The sequence below is a fragment of the Sandaracinobacteroides sayramensis genome (assembly GCF_022014495.1).
GTDB lineage: Bacteria > Pseudomonadota > Alphaproteobacteria > Sphingomonadales > Sphingomonadaceae > Sandaracinobacteroides > Sandaracinobacteroides sayramense.
The window spans coordinates 1-25,637 of the sequence record NZ_JAKLSQ010000014.1 but is presented as its reverse complement, the minus strand read 5'-3'; the positions used below and the strand labels follow the sequence as shown (position 1 = coordinate 25,637).

Sequence of the window (25,637 nt, the reverse complement as noted above, 5' to 3'; positions counted from 1 at the left end):
TTCATCATGGAAACACTCGCTTCGCCCGGCCTTTTCTACACATTGGCTGTCTTCGCCCTGGTCATCGGCATTCTCGTGTTCGTGCACGAATATGGCCATTATGGCGTGGCACGCCTGTTCGGAATCAAGGTGGAGGCCTTCGCCGTTGGTTTCGGGCCTGAAATATTCGGCTGGACCGACAGGAATGGCACCCGCTGGAAGCTGGGCTGCATCCCGATGGGCGGCTACGCCAAGTTCGCCGGCGACGCCAATGGCGCCAGCCAGCCGGATTCGACTCTGGCCGAGCGGACATCTGAAAGCGAGCGCGCCGATCTCTTCCATTTCCGGCCGCTGTGGCAGAAGTCGCTGGTGGTGGCGGCCGGGCCGGCGATCAACTTCGCCTTTGCGATCCTGATCTTCATGGGCTTCTTCATGACCTATGGCCATCAGATCACCCCGCCGGTGGTGGGCCAGGTGATGGAGGGAAGCCCGGCTGCGGGCGCGGGGCTGAAGCCCGGCGACCGCTTCGTTTCCATCGACGGGCAGACGGTCAACCGCTTCGAGGATGTGATGCGGGTGATCGCCATCAACCCCGGAACCCCGGTGAAGCTGGAGATGGAGCGCGGCGGCGAGCCCAAGGCGGTGACCGTGCTGCCCAAGGTGGTGATGAGCACCGACCGTTTCGGCAACGAGTTCACGCGCGGCATGCTGGGCATCGGCTCGGGCGAGCTGGTGGTGGTGCGCCACGGGCCGGTGCAGGCGTTCCGCTGGGCGCTGGTGGAGACCTGGGACACCGTGCGCATGATGTGGGACACCATCGGGCAGGTGATCACCGGCCGCCGCGACGTGCAGGACCTGGGCGGGCCGGTGAGGATCGCGCAATTCTCGGGCCAGAGCGCCTCGCTGGGACTGCCCGCTCTCATCAGCTTCATCGCGCTCGTCTCGATAAACCTCGGGTTCATCAACCTGCTGCCAATCCCGATGCTGGACGGGGGGCACCTGTTCCTCTACGCGCTTGAGGGTGTCCGGCGTCGGCCGCTCCATCCCAAGGTGCAGGAATGGGCGTTCATGTCGGGATTTGCGCTGCTGATGTCGCTGATGATCTTTCTGACCTGGAACGACCTGCAATCGGTCGGACTGTGGGACAGGCTGGCAAGCGTCATCAGTTGACCTAGTAGCAGGAAACCAGGTTTACAGTGACGATTTCTCAGGCGGCCGCGGGCCGTAGCCCCCAGAGGTCAATCAGGGTTCGGCGCGCGGCGGCTCTGCCGATGCTGCTGGGGTCGGCTGCGATGGCGCAGGCGCCTGCTTTCGCGCAGGCTGCGCCCACCCAATCCGCGCCCGTCCAATCCGCGCCGGCCCAGTCTGCGCCGGCTCAGCCTGCTTCCACCGCGCAGCCGGCGGCGGCGCCGGAAGTGGTGCGCACCATCCGCTCGCTGAACGTCACCGGCAACGAGCGGCTGGAGGCGGATACCGTCCGCTCCTATATCGATCTGCGCGCCGGCGAGACCTATGACCGCGTGCGGCTCGACCGGGCGCTGAAGGCCCTGTTCGAGACGGAATTGTTCGCGGACGTGCAGATCCGCGACGATGGCGACGGCAACATCACCATCGAGGTGCGCGAGAATCCGGTGATCAACCGGGTGCTGATCGAGGGCGGCAAGCGCATCAAGGAAGACAAGATCCGCGAGGAGATCAAGGTCGCGCCCAGGCAGATCTTCACCCGCAGCCGGGCGCGGGCGGATGTGGCGCGCATCCTGGAGCTGTATCGCCGGTCCGGCCGCTTCGCCGCCAAGGTCGAGCCGAAGATCGTCCAGCTGGAGCAGAACCGCGTCGACCTGATCTTCGAGATTTCGGAAGGCCCGAAATCCAAGGTCCGGCAGATCAACATCATCGGCAACGAGCAATTCTCCGACAAGGAACTGCGCGGCGAAATGGCGACCCGCCAGGCGCGGCCGCTGCGGATGTTCACCTCCAACGACACCTACGACCCGGACCGGCTGGCCTATGACCAGCAGAAGCTGCGGCAATTCTACCTGACGCAGGGCTATGCGGATTTCCGCGTGGTGTCGTCCGTCGCCGAGCTGACGCCGGACCGGCGCGACTTCATCGTCACCTATGTGGTCGAGGAAGGGGAGCGCTACAAGTTCGGCGAAGTCGATCTGGTGAGCGACATCCGCGACGTGAAGGCCGACCAGTTCAAGAGGCTGCTGCCGATGAAGCAGGGCGACTGGTACAACGCCAAGCTGGTCGAGGACACCATCGACGGGCTGACGGAATCGGTGGGCCTGCTGGGCTATGCCTTCGCCGACGTGCGCCCGAATTTCGACCGCGACAAAGACAAGCGCGAGATGAACATCACCTTCGCGGTGAACGAGACGCCGCGGGTCTATGTCGAATCCGTCACCATCAACGGCAACACCCGCACCCGCGACGAGGTGATCCGCCGCGAATTCCGTCTGGCGGAAGGCGACGCCTTCAACTCGGTGAAGGTGAAGCGCTCGCGCGACCGGATCCAGAGCCTGGGCTTCTTCCAGGACAAGCTGGAAGTGAAGCAGGCGCCGGGTGCCGCGCCCGACAAGGTGGCGCTGCAGGTGGACGTGGAAGAGCGGCCGACCGGATCGCTGCAACTGTCGGCCGGCTTCTCGTCGATCGAGCGCTTCATCTTCAGCTTCTCGATCGAGGAGCGGAACTTCCGCGGGCGGGCGCAGCAGCTCCGCCTGTCGGCGAACGTCAGCTCTTACTCGAAGTCGGTGGAAGTCGGCTTTACCGAGCCTTATCTGTTCGACCGCAACCTGGCGATGGGCTTCGACATCTTCCGCCGCGATTACAACAGCTTCAGCTGGAACACCAACGGCGAGCGCTACACCACCTACGAGCAGGTGACGACCGGCTTCCAGATCCGCGCGGGCACGGCCATCAACGAATATTGGCAGGCGCAGATTCGCTATGGCCTGTCGGTCGACAAGGTCGATCTGCACGGCGACCAATATTACACCATCGATCCGGAAACCGGCGTGCGCGAGTGCGATCCGATTTCGGCGGGCCATTATCTCTGCGACGCGCTTGGCCGCTATGTGACTTCGTCGATCGGCTTCAGCCTGGTCAACGACACGCTGGACAACCGCATGCGGCCGTCGCGCGGGCAGCGGCTGATCCTCAACACCGATCTCGCCGGGCTTGGCGGCTCGGTGAAATATTGGCGCACCCGCGTGAACTACGACCGCTATTTCCGGCTTCCGGCCGGCTTCGTCCTGAACATGGGCGGCGAAGCGGGCAATATCATGGGCTTCGGCGGCGACGATGTGCGCCTGACCGACCGCTTCTATCTGGGCGAGCCGCGCTTCCGGGGCTTCCAGATCCGCGGCGTGGGGCCGCGCATCATCCGCAAATACCGCACCCTCGACGATCCCGAGACGGAAGCGGTCGAGCAGGATCTGAACGAGGATCCGGATAGCTGGGGCAGCGATTCGATCGGCGGCCGCAACTATTATCTGGCCCGCGCCGAAGTGGAGATTCCGCTGGGCTCGAGCGGCCGGGAAATGGGCATCCGCCCCTCCGTCTATGTCGACGTCGGCGCGCTGTGGAGCGTGAAATATCCGCAACTGATCGACAAGCCGACCACCATCGTCACCACGCCGATCGTGGACGCCAACGGCAATCCGGTTCTGGACGACGATGGCAACCCCACTTTCAGCACTTATACCGATTACGGCTTCAAGGAATTCGCCGCCGGCAACAGCGCCAGCCCGCGGGTTTCGGTCGGAATCGGCGTTTCGTGGAATTCTCCGTTCGGGCCGTTCCGTTTCGACCTTGCGAAAGTGCTCAGGAAAGTCGAAGGCGACGAGACGCAAGTCTTCCAGTTCAACGTAGGAACCCAATTCTGATGACCAGCCTTCTGAAGATCGCGACTGCCGCCCTGATGCTGGGCGTTGCCACCGTGCCTGCCGCTGCGCAAAAGCTGTCGCCGCCGGTGATCGTGATCGTGGACATGGACCGCATCGTGAACGACAGCGCCGCGGGCAAGACCGCCGGCACCGAAATCCAGACCAAGATCACCAACCTGCAGACGCGCGCCACCACGCTGCAGACGCAGCTGAAGACCGACGCCGACGCCATCCAGACCGGCCAGGCCAACAAGTCGCTCGCCGGCCCGGCGCTGGAGCAGCGCACCCAGGCCTTCGCGCAGAAGCAGCAGCAGGCGCAGCAGGAGCTGGGCCGGCTGGAATCCGACATCCAGCGTTCGCGGCAATATGTGATCAAGCAGATCAGCGACGCGGCCAACCCGATCATCACCGAAGTGATGCGCGACCGTGGCGCCACCATCGCGCTGGCCGAAGGCGCGACGCTGCAGCATTCGGCTTCGCTCGATGTGACGAACGACGTGATCACCCGTCTCAACACCAAGCTGCCCCGCGTTTCCACCACGCCGCCGGCCGCCCCGGCGCAGCCGTAAGCCGGACGGACAGCGGGCAGGCATGCCGACCGTGTTCGATATCGGCGGCGTGCTTGCCCGCCTTCCGCACCGTTTCCCCATGCTCCTCGTCGACCGTGTCGAGGAGCTGGTGGAGGGGGAGCGGATCGCCGCCCTGAAGGCGGTGACCTTCAACGAGCCCTTCTTCCAGGGGCATTTCCCCGGCCGGCCGATCATGCCGGGCGTGCTGATCGTCGAGGCGCTGGCGCAGGCCGCCGGCGTGCTGGCGGTGGAAAGCATGGGCCTCGCCGGTTCGGGCAAGCTCGTCTATTTCATGGCGATCGAGGAAGCGAAGTTCCGCAAGCCGGTGGAACCCGGCTGCCTGCTGCGGCTGGAGGCCCGGTTCGTGCAGCGCCGCGCCAGCGTCTGCAAGTTCGAGGGCCGGGCGCTGGTGGACGGCGAAGTGGCCGCGCAGGTGAAGTTCACGGCGATGATCGCCGACCCGCCCGCCTGATTGCCCTGCGGCCGGATTGGCCGATGGCTGGCGGGCGATTTCCTGAGAGAAGGGTGCCCTGAGAGAAGGGTGCAAGGCCCACGAAGGGGCGGCTACAAGGTGGCTCTCCCTTCCAGAGCCACCTTTGCAATCGTCAGGCTTTTCAGTTGCTGCTGTAAGGCCCCCGACCACGGCGGGACTTGGCGATCAGGATGACGGTCAGCGCCGCCATCGCCAGAATGGCCTCGCCCGCGTCCAGCGATAGCAGAGCTTCAAGAATCGGCATCGATCTCTCCTTTCTCTGTTGCGCTGCGGCAATAGCCCCGGCGTATTGCAGTTTCATTGGAGAAATCCGACGAAATGCGTCTTATTCGCTGAATCCTGCAGGATTGGCGTTGAGCAGCGCGTGGATTCAGGCGGTTTCCGCGAACAATTCCCGCCCGATCAGGTAGCGGCGGATTTCCGAGGTGCCGGCGCCGATTTCATAGAGCTTGGCGTCGCGCAGCAGCCGGCCGGTGGAATAATCGTTGATATAGCCGTTGCCGCCCAGCGCCTGGATCGCCTCCAGCGCCATCCAGGTGGCCTTTTCCGCCGAATAGAGAATGGCGCCCGCCGCGTCCTTGCGCGCGGTCTCGCCCCGGTCGCAGGCCTGGGCGACGGCGTAGACATAGGCGCGGCTGGTGGAGAGGGCGACATACATGTCGGCGAGCTTGCCCTGCATCAACTGGAACTCGCCGATCGGCTGGCCGAACTGCTTGCGGTCGTGGACATAGGGCAGGACCACGTCCATCGCCGCCTGCATGAGGCCGAGCGGCCCGCCGCAAAGCACGACGCGCTCGTAATCGAGGCCCGACATCAGCACCTGCACGCCGCGCCCTTCCGCGCCCAGCACATTCTCGAAGGGGATTTCGCAATCCTCGAACAGCAGCTCCGCCGTGTCGGAGCCGCGCATGCCGAGCTTGTCCAGCTTCTGCGCGGTGGAGAAGCCTTTCATCCCCCGCTCCACCAGGAAGGCGGTGATGCCTTTCGGCCCGGCCTCGGGGTCGGTCTTGCCATAGACCACCAGCGTGTCGGCGTGCGGGGCGTTGGTGATCCAGAATTTGTTGCCGTTGAGCATATAGCGGCCGTTGCGCTTTTCCGCCCGCAGCCGCATCGAGACCACGTCCGAGCCGGCGCCCGGCTCCGACATGGCGAGGCTGCCGACATGCTCGCCCGAGATCAGCTTCGGCAGATATTTCGCCTTCTGCGCCGCCGTGCCCCAGCGGGCGATCTGGTTGATGCAGAGGTTGGAGTGGGCGCCATAGGAAAGGCCGACGGACGCCGAGGCGCGGCTGATTTCCTCCACCGCGATCACATGCGCCAGATAGCCGAGGCCGGCGCCGCCATCCTCTTCCTTCACGGTGATTCCGTGCAGGCCGAGTTCGCCGAGCTTCGGCCAGAGGTCGCGTGGGAATTCGTTGGCGCGGTCGATATGGTCGGCGCGCGGGGCGATTTCCGCTTCGGCAAACGCGCGCACGCTTTCGCGCAGCATCTGCAATTCCGCGCCATGGTCGAAGCGCAACTGGTTCAGCATATCCCTCTCCCTATTCCCCGCCCTCGCGCGCAAGCGTGATCAGCAGCGCGCCTTCGGCCACCTGCCCGCCGGCCGCGACCGACACCTGCTCCACGCGCGCGTCGAAGGGCGCTGTCAGGCGGTGTTCCATCTTCATCGCTTCCAGCACCAGCAGCCGGTCGCCGGCCGCCACCCTGTCGCCGGGGTTCACGTGCAGGCTGATGACCTTGCCCGGCATCGGTGCGAGAATGCTGCCGTCGGAGGGGCCCGCGGCGCTGTGCCCCTGCCAGCCGGGGTTCTCCAGCGCGAAGCGCCAGGACCGGCCCTTCAGCCGCGCCTCATAGCCGTCGTCGACCGGCACCAGCGTCGCCTGCCCGTCGCGCGGGACGGTCTCGCCGCCAAGCTGCACGCCGTCCGGGCCGCGCGTGAAGCGATACTCCTCTCCGTCCGGGGTCCAGAGGGCGCCATGGGTGACGGCGGGGAGGTTCAGGCGGAAGGGCTGGGCGAAGCCGGTGCCGGCGGCGGGAGGCGCCACCAGCTTCTCGACGACGGCGGCCACCACGCCGGGCGGGGCGGCCGTCGCCTCGAACAATTCCGGCTCGTGGCGGGCTATGAAGCCGGTGTCGACTTCGCCGGCGATGAAGGCCGGGTGGGCCGCGAGCCGGGCAAGGAAGCCGCGGTTGGTGGTGACGCCCTCTACCTCGATCGCGTCCAGCGCCTGCACTAGCTTCGCCAGCGCCTCCTCGCGCGTGGGGGCGTGGGTGATCACCTTGGCGATCATCGGGTCATAGTGGACCGTCACGTCCGCACCCTCGACGACTCCGGTGTCGATCCGCGCCGCTGGCGGGAAGGCGAGGCGGGTAAGGGTGCCGGTGGAGGGCAGGAAGCCCTTGTCCGGGTTTTCAGCGTAGAGCCGCGCCTCGACCGCATGGCCCCGGCATTCGATGGCGTCCTGCATCAGCGGCAGCATTTCGCCGCGCGCCACGCGGATCTGCCATTCCACCAGATCCTGGCCGGTGATGGCTTCCGTCACCGGATGCTCCACCTGCAGCCGGGTGTTCATTTCCATGAAGTAGAATTTCGGGTCGCCGTGCTCGTCCACATCGTCCATGTCGAGGATGAACTCGACGGTGCCGGCATTCTCATAGCCGATGGCATGGCCGGCGGTGGCGGCGGCGACGCCGAGGATATGGCGAAGCTCGGCGGAGAGGCCGGGGGCGGGCGCTTCCTCGATCACCTTCTGGTGGCGGCGTTGCAGCGAACAGTCCCGCTCGAACAGGTGGACGACATTGCCATGGGCGTCGCCGAAGATCTGCACCTCCACATGGCGGGGCCTTGTGATCAGCTTTTCCAGCATCACCCCGTCGTTGCCGAAGGCGGCCGCCGCCTCGCGCTTGGCGGCGAGCAGGGCTTCGGTGAATTCGCTTTTGGCGTTGACCGGGCGCATGCCCTTGCCGCCGCCGCCCGCCACCGCCTTGATGAGCAGCGGATAGCCGATCATCTCGGCCATGCGTTCGAGGCGGGGGAGCGACTGGTCCTCGCCCATATAGCCGGGCGTGATGGGAACGCCGGCCGCCTTCATCTTCGACTTGGCGCTGTCCTTCAGGCCCATCACCCGGATCGCCTGATCGGAGGGGCCGACGAAGACCAGCCCGGCCTTGCGCACGGCCTCGGCGAAATCGGCGTTTTCGGACAGGAAACCATAGCCGGGGTGGACGGCGTCGGCGCCGGTCTGGCGGGCGGCTTCCAGGATCTTTTCCGGCAGCAGATAGGATTCGCGCGCCGGCGCCGGGCCGATGTGCACGGCCTCGTCCGCCTCGCGCACATGCAGGGCCTGGGCGTCGGCATCGGAATGGACGGCGACGGTGGCGATGCCCATGCGCCGCGCGGTGCGGATGATGCGGCAGGCGATTTCGCCACGGTTGGCGATCAGAAGCTTCTTCATGAATTGGCCCAATCGGGTTTGCGCTTTTCGAGGAAGGCCGTCAGCCCCTCGCGGCCTTCGGCGGAGGCGCGGCGGGCAGCGATCCGGTCGGCCGTGTCGGAGCGGAGCGAGAAGGAAATGGCGCGACCGGCGACATCGCGCACCAGCCCCTTCGCCTCGGCGATGGCGCCGGGGGCGCCAAGGCGGAGATGGGCGAACCAGCTTTCCACCTGCGCTTCCGGGTCGTCGGTCTCGACATGGGCGAGACCGATGGCTATGGCGTCGGCCGGGCCGAAATCCTCGGCCGTCAGGAAATAGCGCCGGGCGCTGGAGGCGCCCATCTTCGCCACGAGGAAGGGCGAAATGGTGGACGGCGTGAGGCCGAGGCGCACTTCGGAAAGCCGGAACCGCGCGCCGGGCTTCACCGCCACCATGTCGGCGCAGGCGATAAGGCCGACGCCGCCGCCGAAGACATTGCCATGGGCGATCGCCATCACCGGCTTCGGGCAATTGTCGATGGTCGCCAGCATGTCGGACAGGCGCATGGCGTCGGCGCGGTTCTCCTCTTCGGAGAGGCTGGCGGATTCGCGCATCCATTGCGCGTCGCCGCCGGCGCAGAAGCTGGGGCCTTCGCCTGTCAGCAGGATGGCACGCACGGCTTCGTCCTCGCCCAGCGTCGCGAAGGTGCGGGTGAGTTCGAGGATGGTGGCGGCATCAAACGCGTTGTGCTTGTCCGGCCGGGCGAGCGTCACGCGGGCGAGGCCGCGGCTGTCGGTTTCGAGGCGCAGCATGGCTTACATCCGGAACAGGCCGAAGCGGGTTTCCGCCACCGGCTGGTTGAGCGCCACGGCCAGGCTGAGGGCGACGACGCTGCGCGTGTCTTCCGGGGCGATGATGCCGTCGTCCCACAGGCGGGCGCTGGCGTAATAGGGGTTGCCCTGCGCCTCATATTGCGCGCGGATCGGCACCTTGAAGGCTTCCTCTTCCTTGGCGTTCTGGAAGCCGCCGGACTTCACCGTTGCGAGCACGCTGGCCGCCTGCTCGCCGCCCATCACGCTGATGCGGGCGTTGGGCCACATCCAGAGGAAGCGCGGCGAATAGGCGCGGCCGCACATGCCGTAATTGCCGGCGCCGAAGCTGCCGCCGATCACCACCGTGATCTTCGGCACGGCGGCGGTGGCGACGGCGGTGACGAGCTTGGCGCCATTCTTGGCGATGCCCTCATTCTCATAGGCCTTGCCGACCATGAAGCCGGAGATGTTCTGCAGGAAAAGCAGAGGTATCTTCCGCTGGCAGCAAAGCTCGATGAAATGCGCGCCTTTCAGCGCGCTTTCCGAAAAGAGAATGCCGTTGTTGGCGATGATGCCGACCAGCAGCCCCTCGATCCGGGCGAAGCCGGTGACGAGGGTGGAGCCGTAGAGCGGCTTGAACTCGTCGAACTCGGAACCGTCCGTGAGGCGGGCGATGATCTCGTGCACGTCGGTCGGGTGGCGGGTGTCGACCGGGGCGAGCGCGTGCAGGTCCCCGGCCGGGAAGCGGGGCGGCCTTGAGGCCGCGCGCTCCGGGGTTGCGCCGGCCGGCACGGTGGCCATTGCCGCGCGCACCAGCGCCAGCGCATGCGCGTCGTCCTCGGCCAGATGGTCGACCACGCCGGAGATGCGGGCGTGCACGTCGCCGCCGCCCAGTTCCTCGGCGGTCACATCCTCGCCGGTCGCCGCCTTCACCAGCGGCGGGCCGCCTAGGAAGATGGTGCCCTGTTCCTTCACGATGATCGACTGGTCGGCCATGGCCGGCACATAGGCGCCGCCCGCCGTGCAGCTTCCCATGACGGCGGCGATCTGCGCGATGCCGGCGGCCGACATGTTCGCCTGATTGAAGAAGATGCGGCCGAAATGCTCGCGGTCTGGGAAGACCTCGTCCTGCCGGGGGAGGTTGGCGCCGCCCGAATCGACGAGATAGACGCAGGGCAGGCGGTTCTGCGCGGCGATCTCCTGCGCGCGCAGATGCTTCTTCACCGTCAGCGGGTAATAGCTGCCGCCCTTCACCGTCGCGTCGTTGGCGACGATCATCGCCAGCCGACCCGACACCTGCCCGATGCCGGCGATGACGCCGGCGGCCGGCACATCCTCGCCATAGACATCCTGCGCGGCGAACTGGCCGATCTCCAGGAAGGCGGTGCCGGGGTCCAGCAGCCGCTCCACCCGTTCGCGGGGCAAGAGCTTGCCGCGCGCGACATGGCGCTGGCGAGCGTTTTCCGGCCCGCCTTCCGCCACTTGCCGTGCGCGGGCGCGCAATTCCGAGACCAGCGCGGCCATCGCCTGGCGATTGGCGGCGCTTTCCCGATCCTCGGGGATTCCCGTTCCGATGATAGGCATGCGGGCTTCCCTAGGCGGGATTGCCGCGGCCGGGAAGGGCTGGAATCGACAGGACGCCTTGCCTTTTCGGGGGATGCCCGCTATGCGCGCCCACTTTCCAGGCTGGTCGGAACCAGCCAATTTCAGGAAGGATCATTTTATGGCCAAGGCCGGCATTCACCCCGACTATCACACCATCAAGGTGCAGATGACCGACGGCACCCTGTTCGAGACGCGCTCCACCTGGGGCAGCGAAGGCGACACGCTGGCGCTGGACATCGACCCGAAGAGCCACCCGGCCTGGACCGGCGGCGCCGCGAAGCTGCAGGACGGCGGCCGCGTCGCCAAGTTCAACAAGCGCTTCGGCGGCCTTTCCGGCCTGAAGAAGTAAGCGGCGCGCGGCCCGGACGGGCCGCCCGTTCGCAGCGGATCGCAGGCAGCCGGCGACCCATGGGCGCGGTCTGTTTCTTTGCGCCGCTTGCCCTGCGCCGGCCCTCAGTCGTAACAATCCGCCTTTCCTTTTCATGAAGGGGCGGAAGATGGGGTTGAAGGAGGAGATGGCGCTGCTCGCACGCCATGAAGGCGTGTGGGAAGGCGTTTATCGCCACTATGGCGCGGACGGGAAGCTGGCGGACGAGCATCGCTCGCGCGTGATCTGCCGCTTTCCCGAGGAGGGCGGCTTTCCTTACCACCAGACCAACATCTTCTCCTGGGCGGACGGCCGCAGCGAGGTGCAGGAGATTCCGGCCGTCTACAAGGATGGCAAGATCTGGTGGGATACCGGCGCGGTGAAGGGCTGGGCGACCGAACTGGTGCTGGACGAAAACCACCGATCGCTGGTGCTCTACTGGCAGGCGGCGGCCGATCCCGAGCTTTATCTGTATGAAATGGTGCAGATTTCCGATTGCGGCAAGAAGCGCGTGCGGACCTGGCACTGGATACGCGGCGGCGATCTGCAATCGCGCACGGCGATCGAGGAGAAGCTCGTCAGCCGCGACTGGCAGGCGGCCGACGCGAAGCTGAAGCGGGCGGCATGAGGGAGCCGGCCCGGCCGCTGCTGACGGCCGCTGAAATGCGGGCGGCGGAGGCAGGCTGGTTCGCCGCCGGGCACGACAGTTTCGCGCTGATGCGGGCGGCGGCGGAAGCCGTCGCGCGCGAGGCGGAGCGGATGCTGCCGCCGCGCGGGCGGGTGCTGGTGCTGGCCGGGCCGGGCAACAATGGCGGGGACGGTTGGGTGGCGGCGGCCTTGCTGAAGGCGCGCGGCTATGCGGTGACGGTGGAGGTGCTGGCGCCGCCGGCCACGCCCGACGCGCGAAAGGCGGCGGCGCTTTGGGACGGCGGGGACGCAGGCGACTGGCAGGCGGATCTGATCGTCGACGCGCTGTTCGGCACCGGGCTGGCGCGCGGATTGGAGGGCCGGGCGGCGGAATGGGTGGCGCGGGCCAATGCCGGCGGCCGGCCGGTGCTGGCGGTGGACATGCCGTCCGGGATCGACTCCGACAGCGGCGTGGCGTTGGGGCCGGCGATCCGCGCGGCGGCGACCGTGACCTTCCATACCCCGAAACCGGGGCATCTGCTGTTGCTGGGCCGGCTGCATGCCGGGCGGCTGCTGGTGGCGGACATCGGGCTGCCGCCGCCGGCCGAGGCGCGGCTTTGGCGCAACGGGCCGGGGCTTTGGGCCTTGCCGCACCCGGCGGCCGATACGCACAAATATGCGCGCGGCGGGCTGCTGGTCTGGTCCGGGCCGGAGTTTCAGACCGGGGCCTCGCGGCTGGCGGCCTCCGCCGGGCTGCGGGTGGGGGCGGGGGCGGTGACGCTGGCGGGGGAGGCGGCGGCGCTTCGCGTCCATGCCGCGCATCTGACGGCGGTGATGCTGGCGGAGGCGGACGCGCAGGGGTTCGGCCGTTTGCTGGCGGGGCCGAAGCTGAAGGCGGCCTGCGTCGGGCCGGGGGCGGGGCCGCAGGCGCGCTGTGTCGCGGGGGCGGCGTTGCAATCGGGCAAGGCGGTGCTGCTGGATGCCGATGCGATCACCGCCTTCGAGGGCGAGGCGGCGCATCTGGCGCGGCTGGTGCGCCGGCACGCCCGGCCGGTGGTGCTGACCCCGCATGAGGGGGAGTTCGCGCGGCTGTTCCCGACGCTTTCCGGCAGCCGGCTGGAGCGCGCGCGGGCGGCGGCGGACATCAGCGGCGCGGTGGTGGTGCTGAAGGGGGCGGACGGCTGCATCGCCGCGCCGGACGGACGGGCGGCGATCAACGCCAATGCCCCACCCTGGCTGGCGACGGCCGGGTCGGGCGATGTGCTTTCCGGGCTGATTTCCGGGCTGCTGGCGCAGGGGATGCGGGGGTTCGAGGCCGCTGCGGCGGGTTGCTGGCTGCACGGCGAACTGGGGGCGAAGCTGGGGCCGGGGCTGATCGCCGAGGATCTGGCCGGGGTGGCTCTTCGGGAACTTCTGGGCGGGTTGATGGGGTGAATGGTTTTTTTGGCTATTGTGCAGTTTTGAAACCGAGGCGGTGAACGTCGGTTGCGGTCGGCGATTCCGGTTGCAAGCGACGACTGTGCAACTCCCCCGTCACCCCGGGCTTGACCCGGGGTGACGGGTGTTTGGAATGTCGGGTGTCAGATTGGCGACCGCACAATTGCCGTTGGTTTCAAAACTGCATCATCGCCTTTTTTTGGGGGGGCTTGCGGGACGCCCCCACCCCAACCCCTCCGTGTAACGGGAGGGGCTTTAGCGTTCGGCCTTGGCTTCCAGCAGGCCGCGCGCGGCGCTGCGGACGGCGGAGGGAAGCTGCGATTCTCCGTCGGAAATGCCGGTGCGGGCGCCGATCCGGACATGCGCCGGGCCGCCGCCTTCCGACAGGTCGAAGGCCATGGTCAGCGCATTGTCGAACAGGGCCATTTGTTTGTCCGTGCAGTCGCGCGGGACGGCGGCGGCGAACTCGTCGCCGCCCCAGCGGGCGATGAGGCCGGGCGGCGGCACGGCCGCCGCGAGGCGCTGCGCCACCTGTTTCAGCAGCGTGTCGCCGACGATATGGCCATGGCTGTCGTTCACAGCCTTGAAGCCGACGAGGTCGATGAGGATCAGCGACATCTCCTCCTGCGCCCCGCTCCAGTGCACTTCCAGCCCGCGCCGGTTGGGAAGCCCCGTCAGCGGGTCGTGGCGGGCTTCCACCAGCAGCCTCCCGATCCGCCGCCTCTGCCGCACCACCACCACGCCGAGCAGGATGAGGAGGATCGCCAGCAGCGGCGACAGGCTCGCGAGCAGGATGACCGTCAGCGGAATCATCGGGCGCGATTATCAGCCGATGGTTTCGTTCGGATAGACGCCGAAGCCCTGCTCCCGCAGCAGATAGCCGGAGCGGCCCTGGCCCTCCACGCGGCACCAGCGGTCGGCGCACATCGTCACCCGCATCACCACGCCCGGCTCGGCGCGCAGCACGATCGGCGAGGAAAGGTCGGGGCGGGCGCGCAGGTCGCGCGTCTGCCGGGTGATCTGGATGCTGCGGTCGCCCGAGAGCATGGCGCGGTCCATCCAGCCCTCGGTGCCGTCGGCGTCGCGCACCTTGCGCCAGATGTTCCATTCCGCCACCACTTCGAGCGGCGTGCCGGCGCGGACGAAGGTCCAGGTCACCGGATATTCCTTGCCCGGGCCGGAGCGCATATGCGCCTTGTTGGCGCGAAGCGAGGCGAAGCGGGGCACCGGAAGCCCGGAGCGGTTCTTGAGGGCGTCCTTGTTGGTGGGCTGGCTGGCCTGGGCCGGAGTCGGCTGTTGGGCGAGAGCCGGCGCCGGCACCAGCAGCAGGGCGATCAGCAGCAGGAGAAAAGCGCGCATATCGGCCTCCTGCCAAGGGCGGGCCGCGCTTGCAAGAGCAAGGCCGACCGGCTTAAGCAGGGGCATGCCAGCCAGCCGCTTCCAGAAGTATGACCGCAAGGTTCGCGTCGCCGTCACCCGCCGCCTGCCGCAGGCGGTGGAAACCCGGATGGCCGAACTGTTCGACGTGACCCTGAACCTGGAGGATGTGCCGCCGACGCGCGAAAGCCTCGCCGCCGCGATCGCCGGTGTGGACGGGGCCGGCGTGGACGTGCTGGTGCCGACGGTGACGGACGAGGTCGACGCCGCCCTGATCGCAGGCGCCGGGCCGGACCTGAAGCTGATCGCCAATTTCGGCGCCGGCTTCGACCATATCGACCTATCGGCCGCGCGGGCGAAGGGAATCACCGTCACCAACACGCCGGGCGTGCTGACGGACGACACCGCCGATCTGGTGATGGCGCTGATCCTCTCCGTGCCGCGCCGCATGTCGGAAGGCGAGAAGCTGGTGCGCGCCGGCAAGTGGGGCGGCTGGACCCCGACCGGCATGCTGGGCCACCGTATCGCGGCCAAGCGGCTGGGGATCGTGGGCATGGGGCGGATCGGGCAGGCGGTGGCCGCCCGGGCGCGGGCCTTCGGGCTTTCCATCCATTACCACAACCGCCACCGCCTGCCGAAAGCGGTGGAGGAGGCGCTGGAGGCCACCTGGTGGCCGACGCTCGACGCCATGCTGGAGCGGGTGGACATCGTCAGCCTCAATTGCCCGGAGACGGCGGAAACAAGGCACATGATAAACGCCGAACGGCTGAAGCGGATGCAGCGCCACGCCTATCTGATCAACGTCGCGCGCGGAGCGCTGGTGGACGAGGAGGCGCTGGTGGAGGCGCTGGCGCGGGGCGGCATCGCCGGCGCCGGGCTGGACGTGTTCGAGCACGAGCCGGCGATTTCGCCGAAGCTTCTGAAGCTGCCCAATGTGGTGGTGTTGCCGCACATGGGCTCCGCCACCTTCGAGGGGCGGCAGGCGATGGGCGAGAAGGTGATCGCCAATATCCGCGTCTTCTCCGACGGGCACCGGCCGCCGGACCAGGTGCTGGCGGACATCTGACGGCGCGGGCGTCGGCTCGAATGGGGAGAGGGCGATGATCCGCGAGAAGGAGCTTCGCCTCGCCCTCATCTGCTATGGCGGGGTGAGCCTGGCCGTCTATATGCACGGCATCACCAAGGAATTGTGGAAGCTGCTGCGGGCGAGCGAGGCTGCGAAGTCCCGCGGGGCGGCTTCGGGCGACACCGAGCCGGTCTGGCAGGCGCTGCTGGCGGAGATCGGGCGGACGACCGAGCTGGCCGTCATCTGCGACATATTGGCCGGGGCTTCCGCCGGCGGGCTGAACGCGGTGCTGCTGTCGAACGCGCTGACGCTGGGACAGTCGCTGGAGCCCTTGACCGACATGTGGCTGGAGCGGGCCGATGTCGAGACGCTGATGGACCCGGCGGCTCGGCCGGAAAGCGGCGTGCCGGCCAGGCTGGCGCAATTCTACAAGGAGCCGGTGGCCTGGTTCGCGGCCCGGCAGTCGGCCAGCCTCGCCTCGGTCGATGTGCCGGAGGTGCGGGCCGAGGTGGCGCTGAAGCTGGCGCGCTTCGTGCGCAGCCGCTGGTTCAAGCCGCCCTTTTCCGGCGCCGGGCTGACCGCCATGCTGGACGAGGCGATGGACGCGATGGAAGTGGGGCCGGCCGGCGCGCCGCTGCTGCCGCCGACCCTGCCCCTGAGCCTGTTCGTGACCGCCACCGACTATTGGGGCGTGAACGCGGAACTGCACATCAACTCGCCGCCGGTGGTGGTCGAGCGGGAGCATCGGCGGCTGTTCGCCTTCGAAAGCCATGCGCTGACGCTGATCCACAGCCCGGTGCGCCGGCAGGAAGCGGGCGAGGCGCCGACGCTGCCGAAACGCCGGGCGGTGGCGGAGCGGCCGGCGCTGCTGCTGGCGGCGCGGGCGACCGCGAGCTTCCCCGGCGCCTTCCCGCCGGCCTCCATCGTCGAGGTGGACGAGCGGCTGGCGGAAACCGGCCGCGACTGGCCCGGCCGCGCCGCCTTCGTCGCCTCGCAGCTGGCGAGCGACCGCCCGCCCGAGGAGGTGGCGCTGATCGACGGCAGCGTGCTGCACAACGCCCCCTTCGGCCCGGCGATCGCCGCCGTGCGCCTGCGCCCGTCGCACCGCGAGGTGGACCGGCGCTTCGTCTATATCGACCCGACGCCCGGGACCGACGGGCCGATGGCCGCCTTCGACAAGCGCGAGCCGGGCTTCTTCACCGCCATGCTGCGGGCGATGGCCGATATCCCGCGCGCGCAGCCGATCCGCGACAGCCTGGAATCCATCGCCCGGCTTTCGGAACGCAGCCGGCGGATGCGGGCGGTGACCGACGCGATGACGACGGCGGTGGACGAGGCGATCCTGCGCGCGGTCGGCGCGCGCTTCTTCCTGCTGCCGGTCTCGCCCGAGCGGCTGGCGAAGGCGCGGTCGCGAATCCATTCGCAGGCGGCGCGGGAGGCGGGGTTCGCCTTCGGCGCCTATGCGCAGCTGAAATTGCAGGCCGTTCTGGACGAGGCGGCGGATATCGTGGCGCGAAGCGGCGATTTTTCCCGCGCCGAGGCGGATTCGCTGCGGCGCGGGCTGGAGCAGGCGGCGATCGCCCGGGGCGCCTTCGCGCATGACGCCGCCATCGGCGGCGAGGCGGAGGGCAGCGGCTATGTGCGGCTGCTGAAGCAGCTGGACATTCATTTCCGCGTGCGGCGGCTGCGCTTCTTCATCCGCCGGCTGTCGGCGGCGATCGCGGCTTCCACCGACTTGAAAGAGCGGGAAAGCGGCGAGGCGCTGAAGGCGGCGCTGCACGCGGCGGTGGCGCCGTTCGAGGCGCGGCGCGGCGGCATCGACGAGGAGGACAGGAAGGCGCTGGCGGACACGGCGCGGGCGCTGCTGCACGCCCCGGCGGCCGAGGCGCGCGCGGAGGCGGGCGGGGCGCTGATCGACCGGCTGGCGCTGACGCTGCGCCTCTCCGCGCTGGACGCCGAGGCCGACCGGGTGCTGGTGGCGGCGGCGCTGGACCCCGGTTTCGGCCGGCCGATGCGCCGGGCGCTGATTCGCGCCTGGCTGGGATTTCCCTTCTACGACATCGCCATCCTGCCGCTGATCCGCGACGAGGGCTTCGACGGCTTCGAGGAATTGAAGGTGGACCGGATCTCCCCCGACGACGCGTCGGCGCTGATGGAGGGCGGAACCCGCGCCTGCCTGAAGGGCTGGCAGCTGAACGCCTTCGCCGGCTTCTTCAGCCGCGCCTACCGCGAGAACGACTATCTGTGGGGGCGGCTGCACGCGGCGGAGCGGCTGGTGGATATTGTTGCGAGCGCTGTCCCGGAAGTGTCGCTGGACGTGCGCTATTGGAAGACGCAATTGTTCGAGGCGATCGTCGAAGCGGAGCGCCCGCGCTTGCAGCGGGTGGAGCCTCTGTTCGACGATCTTGAGGAAAGGGTGGCGAAATGGGGGCAGGGGGAGCGCAATCCGCCGAAGCCGGGCTGATGCTGGACCGGCGCCGGCTGCTGGCGGGAATCGTGGCGGCGGCCGGCACGGGCGCGGCCCCGGCTTTCGGACGCGGCAGCCCCTATCCGGCGGTGCAGGCGCTGATCGAGGCCTATGTGGCGGAAGGTCTGGTGCCGGGCGCCATCGTCGGCGTGCTGAAGCCTGGCGGTTTCCGCCCTACCTGGATGGCGACGGGCCGGACCCAGTTCGAAGGCGGGGCGCCGGTGACGCCCGCCACCATCTGGCGCATCTTCTCCATGACGAAGCAGGTGACCGGCGTCGCCGCCCTGCAGCAGGTGGCCGACGGCAAGCTGACGATCGACACGCCCATAGCCGAGATCATGCCCGAATTCGGCCGCATGCGGGTGCTGACCGACCCGGAGAAGGGGCTGGACAGCAGGCCGGCGGAAAAGCCGATCCTGCTGCGGCATCTGCTGACGCACACCGCCGGCTTCACCTACAGCTTCACCGGCAACGGGCCGCTGCAGAAGGAATATAAAAGGCTGGGGCTGCAGCCGATGTCGGCGGGCGCGCTGCTGGGGCCGGGGGATACGCCGGCGCCTGACCTCAAGACCTATATGGAGCGGCTGGCGACGCTGCCGCTGCTGGCCGAGCCGGGCACGCTCTACCATTATTCCATCTCGCTGGATGTCGCCGGCGCGCTGCTGGAGCGCCTGACGGGAAAGACGCTCGACCGCATCTTCGCCGGGCAGCTGCTCCAGCCGCTCGGCATGCGCGACACCGGCTTCTGGCTGACGGGGGCGCAGCAGAAGCGGCTTTCCGGGCTTTACGCCTGGCGCAACCCGGCGAACTGGGCGCTGCTGGAGAAGCCGGTGCTGATCGACAGCGCCGCGAAGACCGAGCTTTCCGCCCGTCCGGCGATGCTGGCCGGCGGGGCCGGGCTTGCCTCTTCGGCGGAGGATTTCGCCCGGTTCCTGCAGATGATGCTGAACGAGGGGCTGTTCGAGGGGAAGATGCTGCTGCCGCGCGGCATGGCCCGCCTTGCCATGTCGAACCTGATGGAGCCGGGCGTGTTCTACGCCGAGACGGAGGGCTATGGCGCCGGCGGCCGCTCCGTGCTGTTCGAGACGAGCGCCCGCAACCCGGAACATTATTCCGTCGACACATGGGGTTGGGGCGGAGCGGCGAGCACGCTCTGCCATGTCGACCCGATCCGGCAGCAGGCGGTGGTGCTGATGCTGCAATCGCTGGGGAATGAGAAGGGGCCGAACGAAAAGCGGCTGAACAGGGCGCTGGCGGCGGATCACGCGCGCGGCTGAAGCCGCTCCGGCCCCTGGCGCCTCAGAAGTCGAGCTTGTCGTAGTCCGGAGGCGGGCGGATCCCCTCCATCCGGTCGGAGAGAAGCGCCCGGAAGCTGGGGCGGGACTTCAGCGCCGAATACCAGACCTTGGCGGCCGGATGGCCGCCCCAGTCGATTCCGCCCAGATAGTCGGCCACCGAAATCTGCGCGGCGGCGTGGATGTCCGCCAGGCTGAAGGTGGGGCCGGCCAGCCAGCGGTTCTCGTCCAGCAGGTCGTCGATATATTGCAGGTGCAGTTCGGCGGCGCGGTTGGCGTTGCGGATGGCTATCCCGTCCGGCATCTCGCGGCTGATGATGCGCTTGTACATGCGTTCCGCCAGCAGCGGCGCCGTCACCTCGCCGTAGAAGCGCTGGCCGAACCAGTGGGCGAGGCGGCGCGCCTCCGCCCGCTCGGCGGCGCTGGCGCCGATGAGCGGCGTGCGCTCCACCGTTTCGTCGAGATATTCGATGATGGCGTTGCTGTCGCACAGCACGAGATTGCCATTTTCCACCACCGGAGTCTGGATCGCCGGGTTCAGGCGCGACAGCGTCTCGCCGCGTTCCCAGGGGTAGGCCAGCGCCAGTTCCGCGGCCACGCCCTTCTCGGCCATGGCGAAGCGAACCGCACGGCTGAAGGGGCAAAGGGGGAATTGATGGAGGCGCCACATGTTCAACCTCCTATTAGCGCCGGAATCCGCGCGCGCCAGAGGGCTGTGCATTTGCCGGGCCGTCTGGATGGGGCCAGCCGCCATCTCCCCGTCGCCCGGGCTTGACCCGGGGTCCAGCTATTCTGTTGGCGAGGCGGTGGAAGAAGAAAGCTGGACCCCGGGTCAAGCCCGGGGTGACGGGAGAGGATGGCCCCTCGTCGGATACGCCAATATGTCAGCTTGGAATGGGGGAGGGCGGATGCTAGCCGCCATGGCAGTTGCAAGGGAGATTACCCGATGGATCTGGCGTTCAGCCCGCAAGAAACCGCTTTCCGCGACGAAGTGCGCAAGTTCATTGCCGAAAACTACCCCGCCCACCTGCGCGGCAAGCAGGACGAGGGCGAGGAACTGGGCAGGGAGGACATGCTCGCCTGGCACCAGATCCTGGCGACGAAGGGCTGGGCGGCGCCCGGCTGGCCGAAGGAATATGGCGGGCCGGGCTGGACGGCGACCGAGCGCTACATCTTCTCCGAGGAGTCCGCCCGCGCCGAGACCATCCCGCCGTTGCCGTTCGGCGTGAACATGGTCGGGCCGGTGATCTACACCTTCGGCACGCCGGAGCAGAAGGCGCAGCATCTGCCCGGCATCCTGTCGGGCCATGTCTGGTGGTGCCAGGGCTATTCCGAGCCGGGCGCCGGTTCCGATCTCGCCTCGTTGCGCACGCGGGCCGAGCGGGTGACGGAAGACGGCAAGGACTATTATATCGTCAACGGCCAGAAGACCTGGACGACACTGGCGCAGCACGCCGACTGGGGCTTCTTCCTGGTGCGCACCGACCCGACGGTGAAGCCGCAGGAGGGGATCAGCTTCCTGCTGATCGACATGAAGACGCCGGGCATCACGGTGAAGCCGATCATCACGCTGGGCGGCGAGCATGAAGTGAACGAAGTCTGGCTCGACAATGTGAAGGTGCCGGTCGAGAACCGGGTTTACGAGGAGAACAAGGGCTGGACCTGCGCCAAGTTCCTGCTGGCGCATGAGCGCACCGGAATCGCCGGCGTGGCGCGCTCCAAGCGCGGGATCGAGAGGCTGAAGGAAATCGCCGCGGCGCAGCCGGACGGCAACGGCCAGCCGCTGCTGTCCAACCCCTTCTTCCGCCGCAAGGTGGCGGAGCTGGAAACCGACCTGACGGCGCTGGAGTTCACCGAACTGCGCACGCTGGCGGGCGAAGCCGCCGGCAAGGGGCCGGGGCCGGAATCCTCGCTGCTGAAGGTGAAGGGCACGGAAATCCAGCAGCGTCTGACGGAGCTGGTGCTGGAAGCGGCGGGCAATTATGCCGCGCCCTATTTCCGCGGCTTCCCGGAAGGCTCGAACGCATATCCGATCGGGCCGGAGTTCGCGCACCGCGCCGCGCCCACCTATTTCAACATGCGCAAGACCTCGATCTACGGCGGATCGAACGAGATCCAGCGCAACATCATCGCGAAGATGGTGCTGGGCCTCTGAGGCCCGGCACCCCCTGAGACAGGTTTCACGGGAGACGGATTTTGGACTTCAATTTCTCCGAAACGCAGGTGATGCTGCGCGACACGCTGAGCCGCTACCTTGCCGACACCTATGATTTCGACAAGCGCGCCGCCATGCTGCGGCGCGACGGCGGCCGCGATCCGGGCGTGTGGAAGGCGCTGGCGACCGAGCTTGGAATCCTGGGCGCGGCCCTGCCCGAGGCCTATGGCGGCTTCGGCGGCGGCCCGATCGACAGCATGGTGCTGATGGAGGAATTCGGCCGGGCGATCGCGGTGGAGCCCTATGTGGCGACCGTGGTGCAGGGCGCCGGCGCGCTGGTGGAAACCGGCGGCGCGGTAGCCGAGGCGCTGGTGCCGGGCATCATCGCCGGCGAGGTGATCCTGGGCGCCGGATTCTACGAGCCGCAGGGGCGCTACAATCCGGCCGACGTGGCGACGACGGCGAAGGCGGATGGGGCTGGCTGGGTGCTGAACGGGCATAAGGCGGTCGTGGTGGCGGCGCCCTATGCGACGCATCTTCTGGTGTCGGCGCGCACCGGCGGCGGCCAGCGCGAGGCGGACGGCGTGTCGCTGTTCCTGGTGGAGGCCGGGCAGAAGGGCGTGGTGCGGCGCGACTATCCTTGCGTCGACGGCTATATGGCGAGCGAAATCTATTTCGAGAATGCGGCAATCGGTGCCGAGGCGCTGCTGGGGGCGGAAGGCGGGGCGCTGCCGCTGATCGGGAAGCTGCTGGACCATGCCGCCATGGCGCAATGCGCCGAAGCGACCGGCGCCATGAAGAAGCTGCACGAGCTGACGCTGGATTATGCGAAGCAGCGCAAGCAGTTCGGCAAGGCGATCGGCGACTTCCAGGTGATCCAGCACCGGCTGGTGGACATGTTCATGGAAGCCGAGCAGGCGACCTCCATGACGCTGATGGGCACGCTGCGGCTGGACGACGCCGAGCGGCCGAAATGGGTCAGCCAGGCGAAAGCGAAGATCAACAAGGGCGCGCGGGCGCTGGGCCAGTGGGCGGTGCAGACGCATGGCGGCATCGGCATCACCCAGGAACTGCCGGCCGGGCATTATTTCAAGCGGCTGTCGATCATCGAAACCCAGTTCGGGGATTTCGACTGGCATATGGGCCGGCTGGAAGCGGGGCTTTAAAGCCCCGCCCCTTCCGGGGATGGCTGCGAAATTCTGGCATTGCCGCAACAGAGTCGGTGGGCAGTCCGGCTTGAACCGAGCCTCTCGTCACCCCGGGCTTGACCCGGGGTCCGGCTTTTCCACTGCCATAGCGTCGGAGAACAAAGCTGGACCCCCGGGTCAAGCCCGGGGTGACGGGGGTTGGGGAATCCGGGGGGATGGGGTTGGGGAATTGCGCGGCCATCCCCGCAAAGGGAGCGCCGTCGGCTTCAGCCCTTGGCGGCGGTTTCGTCGATCCAGCGCCGGACTTCGGATTCCAGCACCGTCAGCGGCACGGCGCCCAGCCCCAGGATCACGTCGTGGAATTGCCTCTGGTCGAACTTCGGCCCCAGCTTCGCTTCGGCTTCCCGCCTGAGGTTGCGAATGCTGATCTCCCCCAATTTATAGGCCAGCGCCTGCCCGGGCCAGCTGATGTAGCGATCGACCTCGTTGGTGATCTCCAGCTCGGAAAGCGCCACATTGTCCTTGAAATATTCCAGCGCCTTTTCGCGGCTCCAGCCATATTCGTGCATGCCGGTGTCGATCACCAGCCGCACCGCGCGCCACATCTCGTAGGTCTGGCGGCCGAATTCCTGATAGGGGGTTTCGTAGATGCCCATCTGCTGCCCCAGCCATTCGGTGTAGAGGCCCCAGCCCTCGCCATAGCCGGAGAAATAGAGCTGCTTGCGGAAGTCCGGCCGCTCGGGCGCTTCCAGCGCCAGCGCGGCCTGGAAGCTGTGGCCGGGCGTGCATTCGTGCAGGGCCAGCGCCGGCAGGGTGTAGAGCGGGCGGGAATCGAGCTTGTAGGTGTTGAACTGGCAGTTCTGCAGCCCGCCCCGGCCGCTGGTGTAGATGGGGGCGATGGCGTCCGGGACGGGGACGATGCCGTGGCGGTAGCGCGGCAGCGTGCCGACGGTCTCGTTCATCTTGCCGATCGACTTCATCACCACATAGGAGGCTTCGGCCAGCAGTTCGTGCGGGGTCTTCGCATAGAATTGCGGGTCGGTTCGCAGGAAGTGGAAGAATTCCGGCATCGTGCCCTTGAAGCCGGTTTCCTTCATCGTCGCTTCCATGTCGGCGCGGATGCGGGCCACTTCCTTCAGGCCGATCTCGTGGATCTGCTTCGGCGTCAGGTCGGTGGTGGTGAAGTCGCGCACCCGCGAGCGGTAGAAGGCGCGGCCATCGGGCAGCTCCGAAGCGGCGATGCCGGAGCGGGCCCTGGGGAAATATTCCGTCCGCAGGAAGGCCAGCAGATCGTCGTAGGCGGGCGCCGCCACATTGCGGATGGCGGCCAGCCCTTCCGCCTTCAGCCGCGCCTGCTCGTCGGCGGGGATCGAGGCGGGCATCGCCTTGAAGGGGCCATAGAGCGGGTTCGTCTCGTCGCGCGCCTGATAGGGTTCCGCCGTTTTGTCGCGGCCGGCCAGCACCACCTGCGGGTTGGAGAAGCCGCGCTTCAGGCCGCTCTCCATATTGGCGATATTCTCGGCGAAATAGCGCGGGATGTCGTTCAGGCGGCTGATGTAGCGGCGATACTGGGCGGCGTCGGCGAAGCCGCTGCCGGGCATGGGGGAAAGGCCGGTCCAGAAGAAGCTGTCGGTGTTGAAGGGGATTTCATGGGTTTTCCAGCGAACCTCGTTGGCCATCACCTCCACCGCCGTGCGGAAGACGGCGGCGTTGATCCGCTCTTCGTGCGAAAGCTGGTCGTGGGGGATCCGGTCCAGCTCGGCCAGCACGCCGTCCCAATAGGCGAGGCGCGAGGCCTGCGACTTCGGATCGACGCGGGGCAGCCTGTCCCCCAGCGAGGCGGGGCCGAAGCCTTCGAGCCGGCCCTGGTCGCGGCGGCGCCATTCATATTCGGCGTCGTAGAGCGCCTTCAGCCGGGCGTCGGCCGATTGCACGGGGGCCGTCTGGGCCGTCTGGGCGAGGGTCGCGCCCGGCACGCCTCCCAGCCAAAGCGAAACCGCCACTGTCGCTACCAAACGATGCCCGCTCATCCCGCACCCCTTTCCTCTTGTCTTGGCGGCTCCAGCCTAAATCGTATACTATGCTGAAGGCAACCCGTTTCGGCGAAGTTCCGGTCAGCCCCCGTTCAACCGCTTCGTCACATCGTGTCGGTTATGAAGCAGATGATATTGGCACCGATGGTGGTTCTGGGCGCCGGCCTGGCGCTGGCGGGCTGCGTCTCTCCCTATGGCTGGTCGGAAGCGCCGCTCGACAGCGGCCATTATGTCGATTCGGCGCCGCCGGTCGAATGGTGGGGCCGCGACGCGGCTTCCGTCGACATTTTCTATGGCGCGCTGTCGGCCTATGGGAGCTGGAGCCTGCACGACCGCTATGGCCGGGTGTTCCTGCCCGCCAATGTCGGCGCCGGCTGGCAGCCCTATTCGCGCGGCTACTGGCGGGACGATCCGCGCTATGGCCGGCGCTGGATGTCGTCGGAGCCGTTCGGCTGGGCCACCTATCATTATGGCCGCTGGGGCCGCGACAGCCGGCTGGGCTGGTTCTGGGTGCCCGATACCCGCTTCGGGGCGAGCTGGGTCGATTGGCGGGCCGGCAACGGCTATGCGAGCTGGGCGCCGCTGCCGCCCTATGGCTGGAATCGCTATGGCTATGGTTATGGCGACGGCTGGTGGGTGAACGCGCCGGGCTATTGGGCCTATCGGCCAGGCAATTCGCATTATGTGCGCCCGGGGCGGCCGGGCTGGCATAATCCGGGGCACAATCCGGGCACCCGCCCGCCGACGCGGCCAAGGCCGGATTCCGACGCGGTGATGGGCAATTATATCCGCAAGCAGGTGGAGCGGCAGAATCCGCGCGCCGTCGCGCCCGCGCCGGGCCGCACGCAGGCGGTGCGCCCGTCGCGCCCCGCCGATGGCGCGGTGGCGCGGCCGCCCCGGCCCGATC

22 protein-coding genes are annotated in these 25,637 nt (G+C 67.9%); 13 read left to right on the top strand and 9 right to left on the bottom strand.

Features of this window, described 5'->3' with window-relative positions; translation table 11 throughout:
* The first annotated feature begins 6 nt into the window (after positions 1-6).
* The 4 genes from rseP to fabZ all read left to right on the top strand — a co-directional run bounded on the left by rseP (position 7) and on the right by fabZ (position 4,907).
* Positions 7-1,149 carry an RIP metalloprotease RseP gene (gene rseP, locus L6Q21_RS11720; RefSeq protein ID WP_237830949.1) on the top strand — a complete coding sequence of 381 codons (1,143 nt, stop codon included), beginning with the start codon at positions 7-9 and terminating at the stop codon, positions 1,147-1,149.
* 101 nt (positions 1,150-1,250) lie between these two features.
* Complete coding sequence (gene bamA, locus L6Q21_RS11715; protein ID WP_237830948.1) at positions 1,251-3,866, top strand: outer membrane protein assembly factor BamA; 2,616 nt, start codon at positions 1,251-1,253, stop codon at positions 3,864-3,866.
* A complete protein-coding gene (locus L6Q21_RS11710; RefSeq protein WP_237830947.1) occupies positions 3,866-4,435 on the top strand; it encodes an OmpH/Skp family outer membrane protein in 570 nt (189 codons plus the stop codon). Before bamA ends, L6Q21_RS11710 begins: the two co-directional genes overlap by 1 nt.
* 22 nt (positions 4,436-4,457) lie before the next feature.
* Positions 4,458-4,907: a 3-hydroxyacyl-ACP dehydratase FabZ gene (fabZ, locus tag L6Q21_RS11705; RefSeq protein ID WP_237830946.1), complete on the top strand. Its 450-nt coding sequence runs from the start codon at positions 4,458-4,460 to the stop codon at positions 4,905-4,907.
* A 142-nt stretch (positions 4,908-5,049) separates the two neighbouring features.
* Here fabZ and L6Q21_RS17995 read toward each other — a convergent pair whose 3' ends face one another.
* The 5 genes from L6Q21_RS17995 to L6Q21_RS11685 all read right to left on the bottom strand — a co-directional run bounded on the left by L6Q21_RS17995 (position 5,050) and on the right by L6Q21_RS11685 (position 10,677).
* Positions 5,050-5,172 (bottom strand): hypothetical protein, encoded by a 123-nt coding sequence (locus tag L6Q21_RS17995; protein WP_255696876.1) that lies wholly within the window; start codon positions 5,170-5,172, stop codon positions 5,050-5,052.
* A 126-nt stretch (positions 5,173-5,298) separates the two neighbouring features.
* Positions 5,299-6,417, bottom strand: a complete 1,119-nt coding sequence (locus L6Q21_RS11700) for an isovaleryl-CoA dehydrogenase (protein WP_472908851.1) — start codon at positions 6,415-6,417, stop codon at positions 5,299-5,301.
* A 52-nt stretch (positions 6,418-6,469) separates the two neighbouring features.
* Positions 6,470-8,383 (bottom strand): acetyl/propionyl/methylcrotonyl-CoA carboxylase subunit alpha, encoded by a 1,914-nt coding sequence (locus tag L6Q21_RS11695; RefSeq protein ID WP_237830944.1) that lies wholly within the window; start codon positions 8,381-8,383, stop codon positions 6,470-6,472.
* Positions 8,380-9,153, bottom strand: coding sequence for an enoyl-CoA hydratase-related protein (locus L6Q21_RS11690; protein ID WP_237830943.1), 774 nt, complete (start codon positions 9,151-9,153; stop codon positions 8,380-8,382). The genes L6Q21_RS11695 and L6Q21_RS11690 overlap by 4 nt, the downstream gene beginning before the upstream one ends.
* A 3-nt stretch (positions 9,154-9,156) precedes the next feature.
* Entirely contained in the window at positions 9,157-10,677 is a 1,521-nt protein-coding gene (locus tag L6Q21_RS11685; RefSeq protein ID WP_272492462.1) for a carboxyl transferase domain-containing protein, read from the bottom strand.
* 199 nt (positions 10,678-10,876) lie between these two features.
* Between L6Q21_RS11685 and rpmE the strand changes: the two genes are divergently transcribed.
* The 3 genes from rpmE (at position 10,877) to L6Q21_RS11670 (ending at position 13,186) form a co-directional block, all read left to right on the top strand.
* Positions 10,877-11,107 carry a 50S ribosomal protein L31 gene (rpmE, locus tag L6Q21_RS11680; RefSeq protein ID WP_237830941.1) on the top strand — a complete coding sequence of 77 codons (231 nt, stop codon included), beginning with the start codon at positions 10,877-10,879 and terminating at the stop codon, positions 11,105-11,107.
* A 133-nt stretch (positions 11,108-11,240) separates the two neighbouring features.
* A complete protein-coding gene (locus L6Q21_RS11675; protein WP_237830940.1) occupies positions 11,241-11,753 on the top strand; it encodes a DUF3598 domain-containing protein in 513 nt (170 codons plus the stop codon).
* On the top strand, positions 11,750-13,186 hold the full coding sequence (locus L6Q21_RS11670) for an NAD(P)H-hydrate dehydratase (protein WP_237830939.1): 1,437 nt from the start codon (positions 11,750-11,752) through the stop codon (positions 13,184-13,186). The genes L6Q21_RS11675 and L6Q21_RS11670 overlap by 4 nt, the downstream gene beginning before the upstream one ends.
* Before the next feature lie 258 nt (positions 13,187-13,444).
* On the opposite strand, the gene L6Q21_RS11665 is transcribed toward L6Q21_RS11670, so the two are convergent.
* Both L6Q21_RS11665 and L6Q21_RS11660 read right to left on the bottom strand, forming a co-directional pair.
* A complete protein-coding gene (locus L6Q21_RS11665) occupies positions 13,445-14,002 on the bottom strand; it encodes a GGDEF domain-containing protein (protein WP_237830938.1) in 558 nt (185 codons plus the stop codon).
* A 12-nt stretch (positions 14,003-14,014) separates the two neighbouring features.
* A complete protein-coding gene (locus tag L6Q21_RS11660; RefSeq protein WP_237830937.1) occupies positions 14,015-14,548 on the bottom strand; it encodes an SH3 domain-containing protein in 534 nt (177 codons plus the stop codon).
* Between the two features lie 64 nt (positions 14,549-14,612).
* Between L6Q21_RS11660 and L6Q21_RS11655 the strand changes: the two genes are divergently transcribed.
* The 3 genes from L6Q21_RS11655 to L6Q21_RS11645 are packed head-to-tail and all read left to right on the top strand — an operon-like array spanning position 14,613 to position 19,376.
* The gene (locus L6Q21_RS11655) at positions 14,613-15,632 is read left to right on the top strand and encodes a 2-hydroxyacid dehydrogenase (protein WP_237830936.1); all 1,020 of its coding nucleotides are present in this window, start codon (positions 14,613-14,615) and stop codon (positions 15,630-15,632) included.
* Positions 15,633-15,666: 34 nt separating this feature from the next.
* Positions 15,667-18,096 carry a patatin-like protein gene (locus L6Q21_RS11650; RefSeq protein ID WP_237830935.1) on the top strand — a complete coding sequence of 810 codons (2,430 nt, stop codon included), beginning with the start codon at positions 15,667-15,669 and terminating at the stop codon, positions 18,094-18,096.
* Positions 18,057-19,376 (top strand): serine hydrolase domain-containing protein, encoded by a 1,320-nt coding sequence (locus L6Q21_RS11645; protein WP_237830934.1) that lies wholly within the window; start codon positions 18,057-18,059, stop codon positions 19,374-19,376. Before L6Q21_RS11650 ends, L6Q21_RS11645 begins: the two co-directional genes overlap by 40 nt.
* 22 nt (positions 19,377-19,398) lie before the next feature.
* On the opposite strand, the gene L6Q21_RS11640 is transcribed toward L6Q21_RS11645, so the two are convergent.
* Positions 19,399-20,064: a glutathione S-transferase family protein gene (locus L6Q21_RS11640; RefSeq protein WP_237830933.1), complete on the bottom strand. Its 666-nt coding sequence runs from the start codon at positions 20,062-20,064 to the stop codon at positions 19,399-19,401.
* 276 nt (positions 20,065-20,340) lie between these two features.
* Between L6Q21_RS11640 and L6Q21_RS11635 the strand changes: the two genes are divergently transcribed.
* Entirely contained in the window at positions 20,341-21,549 is a 1,209-nt protein-coding gene (locus L6Q21_RS11635; protein WP_237830932.1) for an acyl-CoA dehydrogenase family protein, read from the top strand.
* Between the two features lie 41 nt (positions 21,550-21,590).
* Positions 21,591-22,715: an acyl-CoA dehydrogenase family protein gene (locus tag L6Q21_RS11630; protein ID WP_237830931.1), complete on the top strand. Its 1,125-nt coding sequence runs from the start codon at positions 21,591-21,593 to the stop codon at positions 22,713-22,715.
* Between the two features lie 248 nt (positions 22,716-22,963).
* Here the strand turns inward: L6Q21_RS11630 and L6Q21_RS11625 are convergent, their stop codons facing one another.
* Positions 22,964-24,727: a DUF885 domain-containing protein gene (locus tag L6Q21_RS11625; RefSeq protein WP_237830930.1), complete on the bottom strand. Its 1,764-nt coding sequence runs from the start codon at positions 24,725-24,727 to the stop codon at positions 22,964-22,966.
* Positions 24,728-24,850: 123 nt separating this feature from the next.
* Here L6Q21_RS11625 and L6Q21_RS11620 point away from each other — a divergent pair.
* Positions 24,851-25,637: DUF6600 domain-containing protein (locus tag L6Q21_RS11620; protein WP_336246244.1), on the top strand; the 787-nt coding region annotated here is incomplete at its 3' end.